Consider the following 17,667-nt stretch of genomic DNA (forward strand, 5'->3'; position numbering starts at 1 on the left):
CTTGGCGGTTACGATGAGCCAGAAACCCTCTCTTATCAAATCTACTTAAACTGTCCCATTGGTGCTGACGTCAGACACCCTATTCACAAACCCAAAGGTCCCCCTTTCGCCAACCCCTTGCATTGACTATGTGTAGCTGAACGCCAGCGGAGCGTCGCCGGCCCTTGATGTCTGCCTTGAACAATCGGGAGCGCGCCAATGTTCTTTCTCCGTCCGGCACTTGCTGCATTTTGCGCATGCACATTACCTGCAACCGCTATGGCACAGACCGAAGCAACTGCTTCGGGCGGCCTCCAAATCGAGCTGAATTCGGTTCAGGATGTCGAAAACGCATGTCGACTGACGTTTGTGGCGGAAAACCAAACCGGGACAGCCATTGACGAAGCCAGCTTTGAGACGGTGATCTTTGATGCTTCCGGCAGCGTAGTCAGCCTGACGCTCTTCAATTTCCGTGACCTACCGGAAGATCGCCTGCGTGTGCGCCAATTCGTCTTGCGCGACAGAGACTGCAGTTCGATTGGAAAAGCCCTGATCAACGGCACAAACACCTGCAAGGTGGCCGGGGAGGAGAGTTCGATATGTGAAGACAGTCTGAAACTGCAAAGCCGAATAGATGTGGAGTTGATTGGATGAGCCCCTTTGATGCGCTGCGCGAAATCCTTGATCTGGGCGGGCCTGTTGTTGCGATCCTGATCGCGATGTCGGTGGTGACCGTTGCGGTCACGCTTTATAAGCTCTGGCAGTTTGCCGCATCCGGCGTAGGGCGTCACCGAGTGTTGTCCGAGGCGCTGGCGGCTTGGGATGCAGGCGATCCGCAAACCGCCCACGCCCGCCTGGACAGAAGCCGCAGTTATCTTGCCCCCCTGGTACGGGCCGCGATGCAGGCCTCAGATACGCCGGGTTTGGACCAAAGGCTGGATGCCGAGGCCGGTCTGGCGCTTGCGGGGCTTGAGCGCGGCTTCCGACTGATGGACACCGTGGCGCAACTTGCGCCGCTGCTGGGTCTGTTTGGCACCGTCCTAGGGATGATTGAGGCGTTTCGCAGCCTGCAATCCGCCGGGTCGTCGGTCGATCCATCATTGCTTGCCGGTGGTATCTGGGTCGCCCTGCTGACAACGGCTGTGGGGCTTGCCGTGGCAATGCCAACCTCGATGCTGTTGTCCTGGTTCGAAAGCCGCACTGCGCGCGAGCGGGTTTTCGCAGACAAGGCGCTGCGGACAATTCTGGTGCCGGGGCAGGCCGTTCCGCAGGCCGACGATATCCGGGCTGTGGCGACCGCCCCCGGACATGCGTAACACCGCACCCTTCGTACGGCGCCCCATGTCGATGACGCCTCTCATCGACGTGATTTTCCTGCTGTTGCTGTTCTTCATGCTGTCCTCGACCTTTTCCAAATATGGCGAGATCGAACTGAGCAACGCAGTGGGCGGCAGTGCGACCTCGGTCACACCGACCGAGCGGTTGTTCCTGCAGTTGGGGTCAGAGCGGCTGGTGCTGAACGGGCAAACGGTCTCTCTGAGTGATCTGGAAAGGCAACTGGAAGCCGGGCAGGTTCTGGTCAGTTTGGACCCGGATACAACGGCGCAGCGAGTCATCGACGTCCTGGTCCGGCTGCGCGGGCGTGACGGATTAAGCGTTCTGGTGCTGGAATGATCAAGTACAGACGCCCCAAACGCAGACGCGACTCAACGATTGCGCTGATCAACGTCGTCTTCCTGATGCTGATCTTTTTCCTGCTCACCGGCACGCTGGCTCCGCCGCTTGATCCGGATCTTGAGCTCGTGAACACGGCAGACCTAGAAGGGCGCGAGCCTCCTGATGCGCTGATCCTGCACGCCGACGGCTCGCTGAGCTATCGCGGAATTCCAACCGATCCTGAAACGCATATGCGTGACCAAGGGGCCGAGGCCGTGCGCATCGTCCCCGACCGAAATGCGCCGGGCCCGCGTCTGATCGAGGTGACCGGCGCGTTACGCCGTTTGGGCGCGTCATCCGTCTTTGTTGTGACCGAGAAGGCGCTGGAATGATCCGCCGGTCGGTTTTGATTGCGGCGGCAGCCATTCTGGTGTCGCTGTTCCTACACCTGATGGGGCTCAGCGTGACCGGGCAGCGGCTTGCAGAAGACGCGCCAGGCGGCCAAGCACCTGAATCAATCGAACTAAGCACGACATTCGAGGATCTTGCCGAGGTTGCCGCCGAGCCGGTTGAACCCGAACCGGCCGAGTCACCAGAGCCTCCGGTTGAAACACCGCCTGAGGAACCGGAAATCCCGGTCAGTGAGGCGCTTGTCGCGTCGGAAAACCCGCAGGAGGTTTACGCGCCCGATATCGGCGAAGCAGAAGTGGTTCAGCCGACTGCCACGGAACCGGTTGAGCCTGATGTGGCAGAGACCGAAAACACATCCGAAGGCGATGCCGCCGCCAGCGAAAATTTCAATGAAACACCGCCGGTCGAGGCGGAAACAGCAACCGAGGTGCCCGAAGGAATTCCCGAGGCAGAGGTCGTCGAGCCAGAGGTCGCGACCGAAGTCCAGCCCGTATCACCCCAACCGCAAGAGCTGGCGGCGCTGCCGGTCACCCCGTCGCCCGAGGCCGCGATTCCCGTTGTCCCGTTGGAGTCTGAGGCGATTGAGCCGGATGACCCGGTTGAACCGACCGACCAGGATGCGACGGAGGACGTGACAGAACTGGCCGTGACGTCTTCGATCCGGCCGCAGCGCCCCGACCGGCAACCAGCGCCCGAAAGGCGGGGCACACTGAACGGCGCGCGCGACTTCAGCGAGTTGCAGTTCCCGTCAGAGGTGGTTGAATCGCCCCTTTACGCCTACAGGCGCGAAGGTCTGGATGCCTTCACGACTGGCAGCAGTGGCAGCCGCTCGGGCGGGCGTGGCCCCGGCAATTCGGACACCACCAATTATGCGGGTGAAGTCTTAGTCCACCTGAACCGCGCGCCCCCGGTATTTGTTGCTGCCCGGGGATTTGCCAAGGTGTTTTTCGAAATCAATCCCGATGGCACGCTGGCCTGGGTCGATGTCATCGACAGTTCAGGGTCGTCCGATGTTGACCGGGCCGCAAGGGCGCAAGTGCAGGCGGCCTCGCCCTTTCCGCTGCCGCCAGGTGGGGTCAGCCGCAAGTTGTCCTTCTTCTACACCAGCAATTGATTGGCGGGTTTAAGCGCTCCATCCGTCCAAACCAGGGCCAGTTTTGGGCGGGATTTCGCCCGAATCCACCATTTCCGGACATGCCGGTTAACAACTCCGGAAGTCTCATTTGCAAACCTGAACGATTTTTGCCATTTAAAGAGGTATCGCCGCATTTCTGTGATCAAATCTTTGTAATAAAATACGACTGAATACGAAAACACACGTAAATGCTCGGGAAATTGGACTGTCGGCATTTTCTGCATTTGCAAAGATGCAACAAGTGCCCAGTGTGCGCCACGAGAAATGCTGCGAAATCGTTGCGTGTGCTCGGAAATTGTTCGAATAGGCCAACAGTCGCTTTGGCGGCTACACTCCTCTCAAATCTTATGGGTTTACCATGAAAAATCTCCTCATTGCATCGACCGCGTTGATCGCAACCGCAAGCGTTGCTGCCGCGGATGTTAAATTCAGCGGCTACGGCCGTTTTGGTATTGGATATCAGGAAGACCGTACCGGTACTGTTGACAACTTCACCGTTGATCCGGCAACCGGCGCAGTTACCAGCGCCGGCACCGCGACCGTCGACACCGACAACACCATCCTGGTCTCGCGCTTCCGTCTGAACATCGACGGCACCGCAGAAACCGATGGCGGCGTTGAGTTCCAGGCACGTGTTCGTCTGCAGGCTGATGACGATTCCGGCAACGGCGAACAGAACAGCGCAGGCCTGAACGGCGCACGCTTCTCTGTCATCTACGGTGGTCTGCGTGTTGACGCCGGCAACGTTGCGGGTTCTTTCGACAACCTGGCAAACTACTTCGGTAACGAACCGGGCCTGGAAGAGTTCCTAGGTCAGTATTCGGGCGTTGACTACAGCTTCCTGGAGTACACCTCGACCGGTTCGGGTGCGAACGCTGTGTTCTTCCAGTACGCAATTGGCGATTTCGCATTTGGCGCGTCATATGACCAGGCAACTGTTGCTCTGGACGGTGTTCCGCAAGACGCAGACCGTTGGGACATCAGCGCAACCTACACATTCAACAACATCACTGCCGCTCTGGCTTATGGTCAGACCAAGGCGAACGTGAACAGCAGCAGCGAAAAGCAGTCGCTGACCGTTCTGACCCTGGGCGCAGAATTCGGTGACTTCTCGGGTACACTGTTCGTAGCTGACGATGACGTTGTTGATGACGCCGAGAACGGCACCGCATACGGTCTGTCGCTGGCATACGACCTCGGCGCTGCAACCACCCTGCAGTTTGCTTACGGTGACGGTTCCGCTGACAACGATACCCGCAATATCGGTATTGGCGCCATCTACGACCTGGGCGGCGGTGCATCGCTGCGTGGTGGTATCGGCGAAATCAAAACGGGTGACGAGGACGGGCGCATCCGCGCTGACTTCGGTGCGCAGTTCAACTTCTAAGTTGAGCTAAACCACAAAATTTAAGGGCAGGTCTTCGGACCTGCCCTTTTCTTTTGCTGCTAGCTTACTTCTTCTCAAAAAACAGAATGACTTCGCCCAGTCGGACGCCATAACGCGAGACATAGGCTCGGTTCAGCAGACGGTCATCGTCTAGCAGCCACATCCAGTCGTCAAAGTTGACCCGCATGGTGCCTTCTTTGATCGGCAGGTCGATCTTGTATGTCCAGTTGAACGTATCGCCGCGTTCGACACCGCTGGCGGTTCCAAGAACGCCGGGGGCCGTGCCGGTCCAGGTGTCCTCGCCCGTCTTGGTTAGCGTCCAGACACGCTGTTCGGTGGCGCCGTCATCATAGACGAAATCCTCAACCAGGGTCAGGGTTTCACCATCCCACGTTCCGTCGATATCCACCGTAAATCGGCGCGGTACGTTGCCCAGAACATCCTGAAACTGACCATAAGCGACGGTTTTCCCTTCAAAAAACTCTTCAAGGTTCAGCTGCCGGTCTGACAGAAAGGTCTTGGGAATACGCGGTTTGGCAGAACAGGCGGTTAGAACCGCAAGACCGATGACTGCCAGACCAGCGACAATAGCCCGGCGCGAGATCATTGCAGCGGCCTTTGCTCTGCGTCCGCATCATAGCCGTTTGAGCCGGGGACATGAGCGGATTTGACCTCGGGCGCGGGACGCATCGTGGCAATCAATTCAGCGACCTTAATGCCGAACTTGCGCATCTCGGACCGGTTCATGATTATACCGTTTTCGGTCAGGTACATCCAGTCGGTGACGTCCAAAGTGTGCCCACCGGCATCCTCGGGAAGAATAATGCGGTAGGTAAGTTTGACAGTTGTTCCTGAAATTGTTCCATGACCTTCGCCGACGATGTCATCCGCCGTGGCGGTGAACGTATTGCCGGTGCCCAGCGTCAGATACCACTTGCGTGTCATCTGTTTGCCGTTGGAATAGGTGAAATGCTCGGCCAACGTGCCGGTGTTTCCATCCCATTTCCCAACCATACGGGCGACAAAACTGTTCGACATCTTGCCGTTCGGCCCATAGATCAGCCCTTCGGACAGGATCTCTCCGTTCAGTACCTCTTTCATTTTGAATGCAGGCCCAGTGCCGGCGTAGTCGGCCGGTGTTTGCGACCGGAAGCTCAGGAACCGGTTCTTGGCGATAAACAAAGCGAGAGCGGCGAACAGTAAAACAACAAGCGTTTTCATTTGGCTGAGACCTCCGTGGGCAACGTCAGGACCATGCCAAACGCACCAAATTTCAGGATGCAGGGTAGTACCGCATAAGCCAGATTGAGTGTGTCCAGGGCTTGGGCGGTATTCGATTGACCAGGTGTAAAACCGCTGCGTTCCAGCAGGGGCAATGTAAAGAAGGCGGCCAGCGCAAGGCCCAGTTTGCCAGCAAAGGACCAGATACCGAACGCAGCTGACGCATTCAGGCCAGCGCGGGTCAAAACGACCGAGAACATGGCAGGCAGGACCACCATGTCAGCCCCGAGCGCCGCGCCAGAGGCAAGACAAATCAGGGCAAAGCCCAGAAGTTCGCCTGACGGCAACATCGCGGCACCTATGAAGCTGGCAATAGACAGCGGCATTGCAATAATTAGGGTCTGTTTTGGGCCAATGCGATTGCTGAGCTTGGCCCAAAGCGGCACACTGGCCCCGGCGCTGAGGAAGAACAGGATCAGCAAGGGACCCGCCTTGCCCGGAAGTTGCAACCGGTCCTCGACGAAAAACAGAAACAGGGTCGAGGTGATGGCGACCGGCAGGCTGTTGACCAGAGCCAGCGCCAGAAGGCGCAGCGCCCCGGCCTGACCCAATCCGGTGAAAGACAGGCCCGCACCCGTAATCGGTGTCCGCCGCCACATCGGAAAGGTCACCGCGATGGTGACGATCGACAGGACGCCCAGGAACAGGCCAAAGGCTGGATATCCCTGCGCACCGGCCCCGAAAGCCACAAACAGCGCGGGCGCGCTGGCGGCGATGACAACCCCGGCCAGTTGTCCACCTTCACGGAAGGCTGCCAGTGTCATCAACTCTTTCGTGTCCGGTGCCTTAGCCAGTGTTGCGCTGCGCCCATAAAGCAGGATGGTTCCAAGGCTATAGGCCGAGAACAGCAGTATTAGGATCAGGATCAGCGATGTCACGCTTGCGCCTTCTGGAAGAGCAAAGAGCAGCGGGAAGCCCATGGCCAGCCCAATTGCGGCCACAGCGGCGAATGCCAGCTGGCCACCCGGCCAGCGGTCAATCGCCCAGCCAATCAGCGGGTCCTGCACCAGATCCACCAGTCGGATCACCAGCAGAACGGTGCCGATCACGCCTAGGCTGATCCCAAGGTTTACGGCCGCAAAGCGCGGCAGATGTATATAAAGGGGGATACCCGCCGCAGCGAGCATCAGCGCATAGAGGCTGACCCGTGGATACAGCATCATTGCCCCTTCAACTGTCGCGTAAAGCTTGCCGACCTGGTGTTGTCGCCAAGAAAGATCGACATGAATGTCTTTTTGATGCCCGGCCCGGTCAGGTTGCAGGTTTTGCGCCCGTTGAGCCAGAAACCAACCTTGTTCGGCCCATCCGAAACAGCCAGATAAACATCACCTTTGCTGACGGCCTCAAAGCACTGTCCCAGGTTGGCCTGTGTCAGCCCGCTGTTGCCCTGCCGTGTCATTTCATCAAGCGTGGATTCGATTAAAGCCTTCTGCTTGATGTTCTTGCGGTAGGTCAGCTGCAAACCGAAATCCTCACTCCAGCTGAACGGGGCGCCACCGGGCGTAAACAACTTGGCGTCATAAATCGGCAGGCCCAGATACCGATACGTTGCCGAGCCGCTCAATTCGGCGCTCGGCAATGCATTCGATACGGTTGAAGCTGCCAGCCCGCTTGGGGCCAGCAAAGTCAATGAAAGAAGAATAGCGCGCCAGAATGGATTACTCTGCCGCAACAGGGATGGCCGGATCTTTTTCCAGAACGCCATTGTTAGCTCCGATGGTTTGCGGGGTGCCATTCAATCGCTCGACAACATGCATCGCGCTGGCAATCCCGTCCTCGTGAAAACCGTGCCGGTTGTATGCGCCGGCAAACCACGTTTTGTTCTGTCCCTGCATCTCGCGAATTTGGCCTTGTGCTTTCAGGGCTGCCTGATCGAATACCGGGTGGGCAAACTCGACCTCGTCATAGATTTTGTCCGCGGGAATATCTGCTGAGACATTGAGGGTCACAAACATCGGATCGCTGTCCGGAATGTTCTGCAACCTGTTCATCCAATAGGTGACGCCGACATTTCCGGCTTGCGACCGATAGGTCCAGCTGGACCAGCAGGCCCGCCTTTTGGGCATCTGGCCCGGGTCGCAATGCAAAACGGCCTTGTTAGGTTGGTATTTGATTGCACCGAGGGCGGCTTTTTCCTCGGGTGTGGCGCTGTCGCCTAGAATGGCCAGTGACTGGTCGGAATGGGTGGCGAGGATGATCTCATCATACAGATCGGCCTGACCTTCGCTATGTACAGTTACGCCCAACTCATTCCGCTGAACGTTCTGAACCGGAGCAGCAACGCGGATTTCACAACCGCGGGCGCGCAGAGAGGCCTCGATGCGGCGGACATATTCGATGCTGCCGCCTTTGACCGTCCACCACTGGTGTTGTTTGGTTCGATCACCGGCCAGCAAAGCATGATTTTGGAAGAACTGTACCAGTGACCGCGCCGGAAAGCGGTCAATGAATTCGACAGGGGTGGACCAGATCGCGCCGCACATAGGCATCAGATAGTTGTGGCGGAACCAGTGGCCCAGTCTCAGTTGATCAATCAGTTCCCCAATCGTTGTGTCATCGTCCTTGGCTGCTTCTGGCGCCTCTTTGCCAAAGCGCAGGATGTCAGAGATCATCTTGTAGTAGGCCGGCCGCATCAGGTTACGCTTTTGCGCGGTCAAAGTGCGCAGATTGTTCAGCCCGTATTCGAGGCGACCATTGTCGATCGTGGCACCAAAGCTCATCTCGCTTTTGATTACAGGGACGTTCAGTTCATCGAACAGCTTGGTGAGGTTGGGGTAGGTGGAATAGTTGAACACGATAAAACCGGTGTCGACCGGTTGATCACCGTTTTTGCCGGCCATCACCGTTCGGGCATGTCCGCCCAGTCGTGGCTCGGCCTCATAGACCGTTACATCATTGTTTTCGGATAGGTAGTAAGCTGCGGATAAGCCTGAAATGCCTGCACCTACAATTGCGATTTTCTTGCGTGAGCCCCGTGGTTCGTCGAACATGTGATCCCCTTAGTGCGACATTTAAAAAGGATTACGTACTAGTTGCGGGTACGGATCAATCACGTTGGACTTTTTTTGAACGTGCGTTACATCATGATGCCTTGCCCAGTTTTTTGAGCGTTAACGTGATCCAGCTTTGTTGCCGATCCGTAAAATCCTTAAATTGTCTGAAACAACACGAAACCAATGTCCGGGCCACACGTACCCGACAGTCCGGATGGCCCAAGCATGAGCAGTTTTGACGGTAAAACCTATTGGATTGTTGGTGCCAGCGAGGGCCTGGGCCGATCTCTGGCTCAGGCGCTAAGCCGTCAGGGGGCACATCTGGTCCTGTCGGCGCGCAATGCGGCACGACTGGCCGACATCTGCGAAACCCTTCCGAACGCGCGGGCGGTGCCGTTCGACGTGACCGACCTGAAAGCTGTGCGCAGCGCCGTTGCAGAGGTCGGGGGTGTGGATGGTCTGGTTTACAATGCCGGGGCCTATGAGCCGATGAAATCAGCCGATTGGGACACCGATGCTGTTCTGTCGATGACAGACGTGAATTATCTTGGCGCGCTGCGCGTGTTGGGCGAGACCGTGCCCGGGTTTGTGCGCGCGGGCCAAGGCGACATCACGCTGATCGGGTCTTTGTCTGGCTACCGCGGGCTTCCGGCTGCGGTTGGGTATGCGGCGAGCAAGGCAGCGCTGGTCTCTCTGGCTGAAACGATGCGATTTGATCTGGCTGGCACGGGGGTAACCGTGCGGATCGTCAATCCAGGCTTCATTAAGACCCGCCTGACCGAAAAGAACACGTTCAAGATGCCGATGCTGATGACACCCGAGGACGCGGCGGACCGGGTGGTCAGGGCGATGTCGCGCCGCCGGTTCCGCACCGATTTCCCGGCACCGTTCTCTTGGGTGATCCGTTTGCTGGATTACCTGCCGGATTGGCTGATTTACCGCGGAAAATAGACTCTAACCAGGCGTTTTAACCAAACTGCCCGTGACAGAACCAGCCTGCCGACATCGTGCCGCCATGGCCGTAAAACAGCCACAGCCGCTCACCCTGTTCGGTGACCACCACCCAGTAGTCCCGCACGCCGCTGCGCCAGTTGGGATCGTCCAGCCACCATTCGGGTGCGATCCGTTCCGGACCGGTGGCCTGTACCAACTGCCAGTCGCGCCCGCGCCAGCGAAAGGCGGCTGGAACATCCGGGGCTTCAGCGGCCATCACCGGCTCGGGCTGCCACATCTGCAAGGGGCGCGGGCGCGGTGGGGCAGGCCAGTCGCGCGCGGGTTCAGACCATGCTGCCGCCAAAGTCTGTGCCGTTTTTTCGGGGATATGTGAGGCTGCCGGGTGACGTCGGGTGATCACGTCCAACCCGACCCGCGCGCCCAGTTTGCCGATCAGATCATCTACGGCTGTATTGCCCTCAAGCCGATTGCGAGCCACGCGGCGCGCCTCGGCGTGACCGGCCACTGTGCGGGCATGGATGGGCTCGGTCTGGATCGCCTCAAGCCGCAGCATGTCGATGCCATAGCCTGCGTCGATCTTATCGATTTTCATCTCTAACAAAGGGCGAATGCGGTGTTTGTCGTAAGTGGGCCGAGCCAAACCAACCTCGATGATCTCAGCCGCCTGATCGGCGCGATGTGCCTCAAGCCGCAGGGTACGCACGCCACGTGCCTTCTCTTCCAGCTTCGCGCACAGCGTGGGCAAGACTCGGTCGATGGCGGCCATAACGTCCTCGATCAGGCCGATCGGATTGGGCAAGGTCATCCGCACCGCAAAGTGATGGGGCGGACGTGCGGGCGAGACCGGTTCGGGGGCGCTGCCCATCGCTTGGTCCAGTCTCATCACCAGCCCGCGCCCGAACCGTCGGGCGAGAGAAGCCCGGGGTTGACCCAAAAGATCGCCGATCCGGCGCAGGCCCAGCCGGTTCAGTTGTGCCACAACCTGATCTTCCAGCCGCAGCGCCGCAATCGGCAGAGGGCTGAGCGCGCCATAAGATTGCCCTGGTGCTGCGATCCGTGCGCCGCCACCCAGGGCCATCACTTGCGGCGCGGCCCCGCCCTTGGTCCAGTGCCGCCGTTTCCCTGCGCGCGCGCGGGTGGCGCGCGCCTCTTGGCTGATGGCGTCGCCGTTGCGATCTGATGTGGCCTCTTGCCCCGCATACCGTGCCAGCGCCCAGGCCGCGCCCAGCGTGTCGGCGATGCCCATCTGCACGCTTAGCCCCATATCTGCACAGTCGGTTTCAATGACGCTCAGTAGTGCCTCTTCCCCGCCGAACAGGTGCGTGCAGCCTGACAGATCGACGACCAGCCCGTCTGGTGCCTCTTCGGCCACCCAGGGGCTGAACTTGCCGGCCCAACGGCGCAGCGCGGTTAGAAACGCAGCCTCAGCCGGGGCGTTGCGGTGTCGCGTGATCAGGGCTGCACACATGGCGTGGGCATCACGCACGGGTTGACCCACACGCAGACCGGCGGCCTGCGCTTCCACGTTCAGCGAGGTAATCACCTGCATGTTTGACTGTTCCGCAACCACGGCCAAAGGGCCAGCATGCAGCCCCCGCGCAGCACGGATCAGCCGTTCAGCCCCCAGACGGGGGAACCACAATGAGAGTATTCGGCGTTTCGGCATCGGCAGACATCAAAATGTTCTCACTTTGTTCTTACTTCAGAATCGTCCGCCGAGTCCACGCTTACCCGCAGGTCAGGCGTTGAATGATCCCCGAGCCGCTCACGAAAACATTCAGCCGGTCGATGCGGTAATCCTGTGTGGCGATGTCATCGGGGCCCAGAACGCGCGAGCGTTCGGGCAGCTGGCCCTGAATGGTCGACACCGGTTGGCCAATGGAATCGGCAAAAGCTTCGCCCTGGCAAAAGGCCAGATCAACCGAGGCGGCGTCCGTCGACGCAGGTGTTGCAACAGGCGCGGTCGTCTCGGCGCAGGCTGCCAGCAGGACCAGAGCGGGAATAAATCGGTGCATTGGCGTTTCTCCTTCTGACAATGTCGTTACTGCAATATCAAACAATTAGCCAACCTGTCACCAAAGCGCAGTTGAAAATGCCCTGCAATTGACGCAGGGTCGGGGCAAATAAGACAGGGAGACAACAACCATGCGTACCCGTGCCGCCGTCGCCGTCCAGGCGGGCAAACCTTTGGAAGTGATGGATGTGAACCTCGAAGGCCCCAAGGCGGGCGAGGTTCTTGTCGAGATCAAAGCCACCGGCCTCTGCCACACCGACGAATTCACCCGATCGGGCGCTGACCCCGAAGGCCTGTTTCCGGCGATTCTGGGCCATGAAGGCGCAGGCGTTGTGGTTGAAGTGGGCCCAGGTGTGACCAGCCTGAAACCGGGTGATCACGTGATCCCGCTCTACACGCCTGAATGTCGTGAGTGCGAATACTGTTTGCACCCCAAGACCAACCTGTGTCAGGCGATCCGCGAAACCCAAGGCCGGGGCTTGATGCCCGACGGAACCTCGCGGTTTTCGACCTTGGATGGCGATCCGATCCTGCACTACATGGGTTGTTCAACCTTCGCGAACCACACGGTTCTGCCGGAAATCGCGCTGGCCAAAGTGCGTGAGGACGCGCCCTTCGACAAGATCTGCTACATCGGTTGTGGCGTCACCACCGGCATCGGTGCCGTCATCAACACTGCCAAGGTTGAGATCGGTAGCCGTGCCATCGTGTTTGGTCTGGGCGGCATCGGCCTGAACGTCATTCAAGGCCTGCGTCTGGCCGGAGCGGACCAGATCGTCGGCGTCGACCTGAACCCGTCAAAGGTCGAAATGGCTACCAAGTTCGGCATGACCGATTTCGTCAACCCGTCCGAGGTTGAAGGCGATCTGGTGCCTTATCTGGTCAACCTAACCAAAGGCGGCGCGGACTACACCTTTGACGCCACCGGCAATGTCGGCGTGATGCGCGCAGCACTGGAGTCGGCACATAAAGGGTGGGGTGAATCGATCATTATCGGCGTGGCGCCGGCTGGGGCCGAAATCTCGACCCGCCCATTCCAGCTGGTCACTGGCCGCTCGTGGCGCGGCACTGCATTTGGTGGCGCGCGGGGCCGGACCGATGTGCCCAAGATTGTCGACTGGTACATGGAGGGCAAGATCGAGATCGACCCGATGATCACTCATACAATGGGTCTGGACGACATCAACCACGGATTCGACCTGATGCACAAAGGCGAAAGCATCCGGTCTGTGGTCCTTTACTAAGGGTCTAAACCTTCGGAAAACGCTATTACGGCGCGCTAAACAGCGCGCCGTTTCTTATTCCCCCGGCCGCGTTGCCCCGGTATCTGACCGAGGTGATCGCACGCGCAGAACCGGGGTGTTGGCCGAGGTGGTGTTGATCCGGCTTTCGCGCCAGACCACATAGACGCCGGATGCGATGATGATGCTGGCGCCCACCGCAACCCAGATATCCGGGCGTTCACCAAAGAAGACCATGCCAAAGATCGTAGCCCAGATGATCTGGCTATACTGGCTGGGGGCAATAACTCCGGCGGGTGCCGCGCGATAGGCCAGAATGATCAGGTGCTGGGCGATGACCGAGAATACGCCTACCAATGCCATCATCGCCAGATGCAGCAAGGATGGCGGTTGATAGACAACGGGTTGTGCAAGGCTCATCACGGCGATTGCCAACAGCATGGGGTACAGGATCAGCACCGCCGAACGTTCTTCATTTCCGATCTTGCGTACCAGCACGGATGCAAAGGCGCTGCAAAAGGCAGCCATCAGGGCGGCCAGATGGCCCAGCGTGATATCCGTTGCGCCTGGACGCAGGACAATCAGAACGCCGATCAAGCCCACGCCCACGGCGGCCCAACGCTGGGCGCGGACCACTTCGCCGAGAATGGGGATCGATAGGACTGTCACGATCAGCGGGAAGGAAAATAGCAGCGAATAAACCTCGGCCAGCGGCAATACGGAAAAGGAGTAAAACGCGCAGGACATTGCGGTGACCATCAAGCCTGACCGCAGCAGCACCAGCCATGGGTGGCGGGGCAGGAAGTTCCCGGTTGTCCGGTCGGTCAGAATCGTGACGGCCATGGGCACAAAGGAAAACAGCGTGGCAAAAAAGATGATCTGCATCACCGAGTAGACGCCGCCGAGCGCCTTGATCAGCGCGTCATGGCTGGCAAAGACCGCAAAGCCCAAAAACGCATAGCCGAGTCCCCGGAGGGTGGAGTTCTGAGTGCTCATCTTTGTGGCCCCGGGTGATGTCTCGGTGTTGTGACTGTGCCATCACACCGCGTATGTTGCGGGTGGCTTGCCTTTGAGTAAACCCATTTTGGCTGCGCGCATAGTCCTTAATTTACCGCTAACATTGCATGGCTGCTATGCCGCGAGATCATCGCAGGATCGGGGGAGCGTCCTTGGGTTGGCGAGCGGACTGAACACCGGCCTTCATTCCCACACCAATGCGGCGCGCCAGCGCGACCCACGGTGTTGCGGTTTCAGAGGGCAGCGTCTGGGTTGCGACCTCTTCGAACAGGTCCAGCCAATGGGCGAAGAACTCGGGCTTTACGTCGGGACGTTCAATATGAACCCGCTGCGGATTGCCGTCATAACTGCGCTCGAACAAAATCGCGTTGCGCCAGAAGGCGGCGATCTTTTCCTCATGGGCGGGCCAGTCGTGGACATGTTTGTTGAAGACCGGTCCCAGTGTCGCATCCTCACGCACGCGGGCGTAAAAGGCGCGGACCTGAGCGTTGATCTGATCTGGCGTCGCGGGAAAGCGTGGGGGCAGGGTGGGTCTGGTCATTGGGATGGTCCGATTTCGACTCTGTTCAGGGGCAATATCCCGTTCTGCGGTCATGCGACAGGCGTGGTTTTGTCGCGCGGGTCCGGTGTCAGAATATGCCGCAGCAGGGCGACGGGATGCGCCCGTAGGCTGAGGCGGGTGGCGACGTAGTCCTCGACCACCTGCTCGCCCAAGGTCATTTTCGGCAGGTAGGCCTCGGGTTCATCCAGCGCCTCCCCTTCCAGATCTTGCGAGAACAGCGGCAGGGGTTTGGCTGTGGCGATCGCTTTGGCCTGCCACAATGCCTCGCGCCGTGTCAGGTCGCAGGCGGCGAAGGCATCCGCCTCGGCCAGCCGTTCGATGACCGATGGTCCCAAACCGGCACGGCGCCAGACATCGTCGACCTGATGGTAGCCATTGCCGCGCGCGGCTGTCAGCCAGCTGGCATCTTCCTCGCTGAGGCCCTTGATCTGGCGGAAGCCCAGCCGCAGCGCCAGCCCGCCCTGACCGTCAGGTTCCATCACATTGTCCCAAAAGCTGGCATTGATGCAGACCGGGCGCACTTGAACCTCATGCTCGCGCGCATCGCGGACGATCTGGGCGGGGGCATAGAATCCCATTGGCTGCGAATTCAGCAGGGCGCAGGCGAATATCCCCGGATGATGGCATTTGATCCAGGCCGAGGCATAGACCAGCAGCGCAAAGCTGGCCGCGTGGCTTTCTGGGAAACCGTAAGAGCCGAAGCCTTCGATCTGGAAAAAACAGCGTTCGGCGAAGTCCTGTTCATACCCGTTGCGTTTCATCCCGCGCAGGAACAGCGCGCGGAATTCGCTGACATTGCCGTGCTTCTTGAAGGTTGCCAGAGACCGGCGTAGCCGGTCGGCCTGTTCCGGGGTAAAGCCTGCGCCGACAATGGCGATCTGCATGGCCTGTTCCTGAAACAGCGGCACGCCCAGCGTTTTGCCCAGCACCTCGCCCAACTCGTCCGAGGGGAAGCTGACCTCCTCCTCTCCGTTCCGGCGGCGGATATAAGGGTGGACCATGTCGCCCTGAATGGGGCCGGGGCGGATGATGGCGACCTCAATCACCAGATCATAGAAATTGCGGGGCCGCATCCGGGGAAGGAAGTTCATCTGTGCACGTGATTCCACCTGAAACACGCCAATCGAGTCCGCCTTGCACAGCATGTCGTAGACGACAGGGTCCTCGGGCGGCAGGGTGGCGAGTGTATAGCTGGTCTGATGGTGCTGACCGATCAGATCAAAGGCCTTGCGAATGCAGGTCAGCATCCCGAGGCTGAGGACATCGACCTTGAGGATGCCCAGCGTGTCGATATCGTCCTTGTCCCAGCAGATGACCGTGCGGTCCTCCATCGTGGCGTTCTCGATAGGAACAAGCTCGTCCAGACGCCCCTCGGTGATGATGAAGCCGCCGACATGCTGAGACAGGTGACGGGGGAACCCGTCGATCTCATATACCAGCATTAGAGTCTGTTTTAGACGGCGATCTTCGGGGTCGAGGCCAATCTCGCGCATCCGTTCCGCCTCAAGCCCCGCAGCGGAGAAGAAGCCCCAAAGCTGAGATGAGAGCGCTGAGATCGTGTCTTCGGTCAGTCCCATCGCGCGGCCAACCTCGCGGATGGCGCGTTTGCCGCGATAATGCACGACCGTGGCACAGAGGCCGGCGCGATGGCGACCATAGCGGTCATAGATGTGCTGAATCACCTCTTCGCGGCGCTCATGTTCGAAGTCGACGTCGATATCGGGCGGCTCATCCCGCGCCTCGGAGACAAAGCGTTCGAAGACCATTGTGCCCATCTCAGGGCTGACCTCAGTGATGCCGAGGCAGAAACAGACCACCGAATTGGCCGCCGACCCGCGCCCCTGGCAGAGGATGTCGCGCGAGCGGGCGAAATGAACGATGTCGCGGACGGTCAGGAAATAGGGCTCGTATTTCAGCTTACCGATCAAGGTGAGCTCATGCGCCAACATCTTTTGCGCCTTCTCGGACGCGCCTGCCGGATAGCGCCATTGCAACCCTTCATGCGCCAGACGATGCAAGCGCTGGGTCGGGGTTTCCTGCTCGCTGCCCTCGCTGGGGTACTCATAACGCAGCTCGTCCAGCGAGAATGTGAGCTGTTCGCTGAGTTCATGCGCGCGGGCAACGGCCCCCTCATAACCTTTGAAGATGCGCAGCATCTCGGTCTCGGACCGCAGGCGTTGTTCGCCATTGGCCAGCGCCTCGCGGCCCAACTCATCGACCTTGCGGCGCAGGCGGATGGCGGTCAGCACATCACCCAGTTTGCGGCGCGTGCCGTGATGCATCATCGGCGTGGCGCTGGCGAGTGTGGGGAGGCCGAGTTGCTTTGATTCAGTCTCTAATAAAGAGAAATATACGCCATCTGCGCCGTCATACCGGGGGTGCATCAACAGATGCATCCGCCCGGCAAAGCGGCGCGTCAGCTGTTGCGCTTGTGTCCGCCAGCCGCCCGCGCCGCCCGGAGACCGGGCCGTTTGTGGCCACAGCAGCAGGTGGAGACCGTCTGAGAACTCCAAAAGGTCGGACAGGTGCAGGATGCAGTTGCCCTTTTCGGCGCGCAGCCGTCCCTTGGAGAGGATGCGGCACAGATTGGCCCAGCCCTGTCGGTTCAGGGGCAGCGCGGTAACCGTGGGTGCGTCGGTAAAGATCAGCCGTGCCGCCGGTATCAGGCGGGGCACCGCGTGGATCGGGTACGAGGGCGGTTTGGGGATGTGATCGGGGCAGGGTGGGCCTATGGAGGTGTTCTGCACCTCCCACTCCAGCCGTTCGCGCACCTTGCGGGTGATCTCGCGCGCCTGCGTATGGGCGCGGACGATCCCAGCGACCGAGTTGTCATCAGCGATGGCGATGGCGGGCAGGCCCAGGGTGACGGCACGCTCCATATACTCCTCGGGGTGAGAGGCCCCGGTGAGGAAGGTGAAGTTGGACGTGATCGACAGCTCGGCATACATGACGATTCCGTATTATATTCACGTTTTGTTCTTTTTCGAGTCCTTTGCGCAGGAAACGGGTCGATTGGGTTTGGTCCGATGGGCAATGT

Annotated in this window: 18 protein-coding genes; 8 read left to right on the forward strand and 10 right to left on the reverse strand. The window is 59.5% G+C overall.

The genetic code is table 11. The annotated features are described in order from the left end of the window. Window positions 1-258 precede the first annotated feature (258 nt). The 6 genes from AC2FFH_RS17175 to AC2FFH_RS17200 all read left to right on the forward strand — a co-directional run bounded on the left by AC2FFH_RS17175 (window position 259) and on the right by AC2FFH_RS17200 (window position 4,568). Window positions 259-633, forward strand: coding sequence for a hypothetical protein (locus AC2FFH_RS17175; protein WP_496844909.1), 375 nt, complete (start codon window positions 259-261; stop codon window positions 631-633). Continuing rightward, window positions 630-1,295, forward strand: coding sequence for a MotA/TolQ/ExbB proton channel family protein (locus tag AC2FFH_RS17180; protein ID WP_496844910.1), 666 nt, complete (start codon window positions 630-632; stop codon window positions 1,293-1,295). The genes AC2FFH_RS17175 and AC2FFH_RS17180 overlap by 4 nt, the downstream gene beginning before the upstream one ends. Then, complete coding sequence (locus AC2FFH_RS17185; RefSeq protein ID WP_496844911.1) at window positions 1,288-1,653, forward strand: ExbD/TolR family protein; 366 nt, start codon at window positions 1,288-1,290, stop codon at window positions 1,651-1,653. The genes AC2FFH_RS17180 and AC2FFH_RS17185 overlap by 8 nt, the downstream gene beginning before the upstream one ends. After that, the gene (locus AC2FFH_RS17190; RefSeq protein WP_496844912.1) at window positions 1,650-2,027 is read left to right on the forward strand and encodes an ExbD/TolR family protein; all 378 of its coding nucleotides are present in this window, start codon (window positions 1,650-1,652) and stop codon (window positions 2,025-2,027) included. Before AC2FFH_RS17185 ends, AC2FFH_RS17190 begins: the two co-directional genes overlap by 4 nt. Then, the gene (locus AC2FFH_RS17195; RefSeq protein WP_496844913.1) at window positions 2,024-3,160 is read left to right on the forward strand and encodes an energy transducer TonB family protein; all 1,137 of its coding nucleotides are present in this window, start codon (window positions 2,024-2,026) and stop codon (window positions 3,158-3,160) included. The genes AC2FFH_RS17190 and AC2FFH_RS17195 overlap by 4 nt, the downstream gene beginning before the upstream one ends. Before the next feature lie 379 nt (window positions 3,161-3,539). After that, on the forward strand, window positions 3,540-4,568 hold the full coding sequence (locus AC2FFH_RS17200; protein WP_496726467.1) for a porin: 1,029 nt from the start codon (window positions 3,540-3,542) through the stop codon (window positions 4,566-4,568). Between the two features lie 64 nt (window positions 4,569-4,632). Here AC2FFH_RS17200 and AC2FFH_RS17205 read toward each other — a convergent pair whose 3' ends face one another. Genes AC2FFH_RS17205 through AC2FFH_RS17225 form a run of 5 tightly spaced genes read right to left on the reverse strand, consistent with a single transcriptional unit; the run spans window position 4,633 to window position 8,839 of the window. After that, the gene (locus AC2FFH_RS17205) at window positions 4,633-5,175 is read right to left on the reverse strand and encodes a DUF3833 family protein (RefSeq protein ID WP_496765697.1); all 543 of its coding nucleotides are present in this window, start codon (window positions 5,173-5,175) and stop codon (window positions 4,633-4,635) included. After that, the gene (locus AC2FFH_RS17210) at window positions 5,172-5,789 is read right to left on the reverse strand and encodes a DUF3833 domain-containing protein (RefSeq protein ID WP_496765695.1); all 618 of its coding nucleotides are present in this window, start codon (window positions 5,787-5,789) and stop codon (window positions 5,172-5,174) included. Before AC2FFH_RS17210 ends, AC2FFH_RS17205 begins: the two co-directional genes overlap by 4 nt. Beyond that, a complete protein-coding gene (locus tag AC2FFH_RS17215; RefSeq protein WP_496726464.1) occupies window positions 5,786-7,009 on the reverse strand; it encodes an MFS transporter in 1,224 nt (407 codons plus the stop codon). The genes AC2FFH_RS17210 and AC2FFH_RS17215 overlap by 4 nt, the downstream gene beginning before the upstream one ends. After that, the gene (locus AC2FFH_RS17220; RefSeq protein ID WP_496844915.1) at window positions 7,009-7,554 is read right to left on the reverse strand and encodes a hypothetical protein; all 546 of its coding nucleotides are present in this window, start codon (window positions 7,552-7,554) and stop codon (window positions 7,009-7,011) included. Before AC2FFH_RS17220 ends, AC2FFH_RS17215 begins: the two co-directional genes overlap by 1 nt. Then, window positions 7,508-8,839, reverse strand: a complete 1,332-nt coding sequence (locus AC2FFH_RS17225; RefSeq protein ID WP_496844916.1) for an NAD(P)/FAD-dependent oxidoreductase — start codon at window positions 8,837-8,839, stop codon at window positions 7,508-7,510. Before AC2FFH_RS17225 ends, AC2FFH_RS17220 begins: the two co-directional genes overlap by 47 nt. A gap of 228 nt (window positions 8,840-9,067) precedes the next feature. On the opposite strand from AC2FFH_RS17225, the gene AC2FFH_RS17230 reads away from it, so the two are divergent. Next, window positions 9,068-9,793 (forward strand): SDR family NAD(P)-dependent oxidoreductase, encoded by a 726-nt coding sequence (locus AC2FFH_RS17230; protein WP_496844917.1) that lies wholly within the window; start codon window positions 9,068-9,070, stop codon window positions 9,791-9,793. Between the two features lie 16 nt (window positions 9,794-9,809). Here AC2FFH_RS17230 and AC2FFH_RS17235 read toward each other — a convergent pair whose 3' ends face one another. Both AC2FFH_RS17235 and AC2FFH_RS17240 read right to left on the reverse strand, forming a co-directional pair. Next, on the reverse strand, window positions 9,810-11,462 hold the full coding sequence (locus AC2FFH_RS17235; RefSeq protein ID WP_496844919.1) for a DUF6504 family protein: 1,653 nt from the start codon (window positions 11,460-11,462) through the stop codon (window positions 9,810-9,812). Between the two features lie 61 nt (window positions 11,463-11,523). Continuing rightward, complete coding sequence (locus AC2FFH_RS17240) at window positions 11,524-11,811, reverse strand: I78 family peptidase inhibitor (RefSeq protein WP_496777189.1); 288 nt, start codon at window positions 11,809-11,811, stop codon at window positions 11,524-11,526. A 130-nt stretch (window positions 11,812-11,941) separates the two neighbouring features. Between AC2FFH_RS17240 and AC2FFH_RS17245 the strand changes: the two genes are divergently transcribed. Next, window positions 11,942-13,054, forward strand: coding sequence for an S-(hydroxymethyl)glutathione dehydrogenase/class III alcohol dehydrogenase (locus AC2FFH_RS17245; RefSeq protein WP_496726459.1), 1,113 nt, complete (start codon window positions 11,942-11,944; stop codon window positions 13,052-13,054). A 54-nt stretch (window positions 13,055-13,108) separates the two neighbouring features. On the opposite strand, the gene AC2FFH_RS17250 is transcribed toward AC2FFH_RS17245, so the two are convergent. The 3 genes from AC2FFH_RS17250 to AC2FFH_RS17260 all read right to left on the reverse strand — a co-directional run bounded on the left by AC2FFH_RS17250 (window position 13,109) and on the right by AC2FFH_RS17260 (window position 17,578). Beyond that, window positions 13,109-14,047 carry a DMT family transporter gene (locus AC2FFH_RS17250; RefSeq protein WP_496765680.1) on the reverse strand — a complete coding sequence of 313 codons (939 nt, stop codon included), beginning with the start codon at window positions 14,045-14,047 and terminating at the stop codon, window positions 13,109-13,111. 148 nt (window positions 14,048-14,195) lie between these two features. Then, entirely contained in the window at window positions 14,196-14,609 is a 414-nt protein-coding gene (locus tag AC2FFH_RS17255; protein ID WP_496844921.1) for a group III truncated hemoglobin, read from the reverse strand. Between the two features lie 50 nt (window positions 14,610-14,659). After that, window positions 14,660-17,578: an error-prone DNA polymerase gene (locus tag AC2FFH_RS17260; RefSeq protein WP_496844922.1), complete on the reverse strand. Its 2,919-nt coding sequence runs from the start codon at window positions 17,576-17,578 to the stop codon at window positions 14,660-14,662. Between the last annotated feature and the right edge of the window lie 89 nt (window positions 17,579-17,667).

This window comes from Ruegeria sp. YTSC003 (assembly GCF_059609785.1).